The following is a 3,738-nucleotide window of genomic DNA, read 5'->3' as shown; positions in this document are numbered from 1 at the left end:
CTCCGCAGTTGGGGTTCGTCGGAGACGCGGCGTGTCAGACCTTTACACGCACGTCGTTGCGGAGCTTGCTGGCGAGTTCGGCCGCCTCGTCCAGCGTGGAGGACTTGCCGAGTGCCAGGGCGGCGAGGTCGTACGTCACGACGTAGCTGAGCGTGCTGTGGTCGCCCCAGATGCAGAACGGCATCTTCGTCTTCGTGCCGGACGCCTCGGTCTCGATCTCCTGGCACTTCATGATGCCGTTGTCGAAGCCGGCCGGTGTGAACTCCTGCGGGGTGCCCACGAGTTTGCCGTCGCCGGCGGACGTGCTCTTCTCCGACTCCGTCCTCATCGTGGCGAACATGGCGTCGACGACCTTCTCCGGGTCGTCGATGGTGCCGTAGACGCCGGAGAACATCACGTTCTTGGCGGTGAGAGCCTCGCCCGAGGAGTACATGGCGCTGACGTCCTTGGGGTTCCGCACGCCCCAGGACTCGGCGTCCTTCACCTCGGACGCGGTCAACCCGCCGGCGTCTTCGCCGCTGCTCTTCTTGTAGGCACCGTCGAGCACGGTCGCCGGCGCGGTCAGCTTGTGCGCCCCGTCGTCGCCGATGTCGGAACCGCTGCCCGAGCCGCTGCCGAGCACGAACCAGGCGCCCACGGCGACGGCGGCCACGACGGCGACCGCCCCGATGAGGATCCCCGCCTTCTTCTTGCCCCCGCCCGGCGCCGGCGGCTGCGGAACCCCGTACGGGGCCTGGGGCGGATAGCCGTAGCCGGGTTGCGGGGGAGGGGCCTGCTGGGGGTAGCCGTAGCCGGGCTGGGGGGCCGTCGGAGGGGCCTGGGGCGGCTGACCGTACGGACCGGGCTGCCCGTAGGGGCCCGGCTGACCGTACGGACCGGGCTGGGCCGGCTGTCCGTACGGTCCGGGCTGCTGCGGTGGTCCGTACGGGCCCGGCTGGTTGTGGCTCATCCCTGGGTTCCCCTCCAGATACTTATGTGTTCCTGACATCCTCGCGCAGGCCAGGAGCCCGAGTTGCCCCGCGTGTCCCACCGTTACGAAAGAAACGTGTTTCGGGACACGGTGGTGACGCCTCTAAACTGACCGGGTGACCGAGAACGCTCAGCAGCAGCCAACAGCGCCCATCACCGAACTGCCGACCCAGTACGCGCCGGCCGAGGTAGAGGGGAAGCTGTACGAGCGCTGGGTCGAACGGGGCTACTTCACCGCCGACGCGAAGAGCGACAAGCCCGCGTACACCATCGTCATCCCGCCGCCGAACGTCACCGGCTCCCTCCACCTGGGCCACGCCTTCCAGCACACGCTCATGGACGCCCTCACCCGCCGCAAGCGCATGCAGGGCTACGAGTCGCTCTGGCTCCCCGGCATGGACCACGCCGGCATCGCCACCCAGAACAAGGTCGAGCAGCAGCTTGCCGAAGAGGGCAAGTCGCGGCACGACCTGGGGCGCGAGGAGTTCGTCGAGCGGGTCTGGCAGTGGAAGGAGGAGTACGGCGGCCGCATCCTGGGCCAGATGCGACGCCTCGGCGACGGCGTCGACTGGTCGCGCGAGCGCTTCACCATGGACGAGGGGCTGTCCAAGGCCGTCCAGACGATCTTCAAGAAGCTCTTCGACGACGAGCTGATCTACCGTGCCGAGCGCATCATCAACTGGTGCCCGCGCTGCCTGACAGCCATCTCGGACATCGAGGTGGACTACCAGGACGACGACGGTGAGCTCGTCTCCATCAAGTACGGCGAGGGCGACGAGACGCTCGTCGTCGCGACGACCCGCGCCGAGACGATGCTCGGTGACACGGCTGTCGCGGTCCATCCCGACGACGAGCGCTACAAGCACCTCGTCGGCAAGCGGATCAAGCTGCCGCTGACCGACCGGACCATCCCGGTCGTCGCGGACACGCACGTCGATCCGGAGTTCGGCACCGGCGCGGTCAAGGTGACGCCCGCCCACGACCCGAACGACTTCGCCATCGGCCAGCGGCACGGTCTGGAGTCGCTGACGGTCATGGACGAGCGCGGTGTCATCACCGTGCACGGCCCGTTCCAGGGCCTGGACCGTTTCGAGGCCCGCTCCACGATCGTCAACGCGCTGCGCGAGCAGGGCCGGATCGTCGCCGAGAAGCGCCCGTACGTCCACTCGGTCGGCCACTGCTCCCGCTGCAAGACGACCGTCGAGCCCCGGCTGTCCCTGCAGTGGTGGGTCAAGGTCGAGACGCTCGCCAAGGCCGCCGGTGACGCGGTCCGTGACGGCCGCGTCACGATCCATCCGCAGGACATGTCGAAGCGCTACTTCGACTGGGTCGACAACCTCAACGACTGGTGCATCTCACGCCAGTTGTGGTGGGGCCACCGCATCCCCGTCTGGTACGGCCCGGACGGCGAGGTCGTCTGCGTCGGACCCGACGACGAGACGCCGACCGGCGAGGGCTGGACGCAGGACGAGGACGTCCTCGACACCTGGTTCTCCTCCGGCCTGTGGCCGTTCTCGACGCTCGGCTGGCCCGAACAGACCCCGGACCTGGAGAAGTTCTACAAGACCGACGTCCTGCTCACCGGCCACGACATCATCTTCTTCTGGGTCGCCCGGATGATGATGTTCGGTCTCTACGCGATGGACGGCGAAGCCCCGTTCCACACCATCGCGTTGACCGGCCTCGTCCGCGACGAGTTCGGCAAGAAGATGTCGAAGTCCAACCCCAACGCGGTGGACCCCCTCGACTGGATGGACCGGTACGGCTCGGACGCCGTCCGCTTCACCCTGGCCAAGGGCGCCAACCCGGGCGCGGACGTCCCGATCGGCGAGGACTGGGTCCAGGCGTCCCGGAACTTCACCAACAAGATCTGGAACGCCACGCGCTTCGCCCTGATGAACGGCGCCACCGTCGAGGGCGAACTCCCGCCAGTCGAGAAGCTTTCGGCCACGGACCGCTGGATTCTGTCCCGGCTCAACAAGACCGTCGCCGAGATCGACGCGTTCTACGACGACTACCAGTTCGCCAAGCTCAGTGAGTCCCTCTACCACTTCGCGTGGGACGAGGTCTTCGACTGGTACGTCGAGCTGTCGAAGACCACGTTCTTCGCGGGCGGAGAGCAGGCCAAGGTCTCCGGCCGAGTCCTCGGCGAGGTCCTCGACGTGATGCTGCGCGTCCTGCACCCCGTCGTCCCGTTCGTCACCGAGACGCTGTGGACGACGCTGACCGGCGGCGAGACCCTCGTCACCGCCGACTGGCCAACAGACAGCGGCTTCCGCGACGAGGCCGCCGAGCAGGAGATCGCGCTGGTCCAGCGGGTCGTCACCGAGGTCCGCCGGTTCCGCAAGGACCAGGGCCTGAAGGACGGCCAGAAAGTCCCGGCGCGCCTCACCGTCGACGGGACCGTCCTGGCCGCGCACGAGGCGGCCATCCGCCAGCTGCTGCGTCTGCAGCCGGAGGAGGACGGCTTCAGCGCCACCGCGACCCTCCCGGTCGCCGGCGCCACGGTCGCCCTCGACCTGTCCGGCACGATCGACGTCGCGGCGGAGCGTGCGCGCCTCGCCAAGGACCTCGCCGCCGCCGAGAAGGAGAAGGCCCAGGCCACGGCCAAGCTCGGCAACGAGGCGTTCCTCGCGAAGGCCCCGGACAACGTCGTGGACAAGATCAAGGGCCGCCTCACCAAGGCGGACGAGGACATCACCCGAATCCAGACCCAGCTGGACGGCTTGCCGCAGGCGTAGGCGCAGGTGTTTGTACGGCGCCTCAGGC

General features: G+C 68.3%; 2 protein-coding genes. One reads left to right on the top strand and one right to left on the bottom strand.

All coding sequences use genetic code 11. From position 1 onward, the window contains the following. Nucleotides 1-34 precede the first annotated feature (34 nt). Nucleotides 35-949: a hypothetical protein gene (locus tag STRTUCAR8_RS28225; protein WP_006379499.1), complete on the bottom strand. Its 915-nt coding sequence runs from the start codon at nucleotides 947-949 to the stop codon at nucleotides 35-37. A 136-nt stretch (nucleotides 950-1,085) separates the two neighbouring features. On the opposite strand from STRTUCAR8_RS28225, the gene STRTUCAR8_RS28220 reads away from it, so the two are divergent. Beyond that, nucleotides 1,086-3,710, top strand: a complete 2,625-nt coding sequence (locus STRTUCAR8_RS28220) for a valine--tRNA ligase (protein WP_006379498.1) — start codon at nucleotides 1,086-1,088, stop codon at nucleotides 3,708-3,710. The last annotated feature ends 28 nt before the right edge of the window (nucleotides 3,711-3,738 follow it).

The organism is Streptomyces turgidiscabies Car8 (assembly GCF_000331005.1).
Lineage (GTDB): Bacteria > Actinomycetota > Actinomycetes > Streptomycetales > Streptomycetaceae > Streptomyces > Streptomyces turgidiscabies.
The sequence above is the reverse complement of the archived record's forward strand: the minus strand, read 5'-3'. Positions and strand labels throughout refer to the sequence as shown.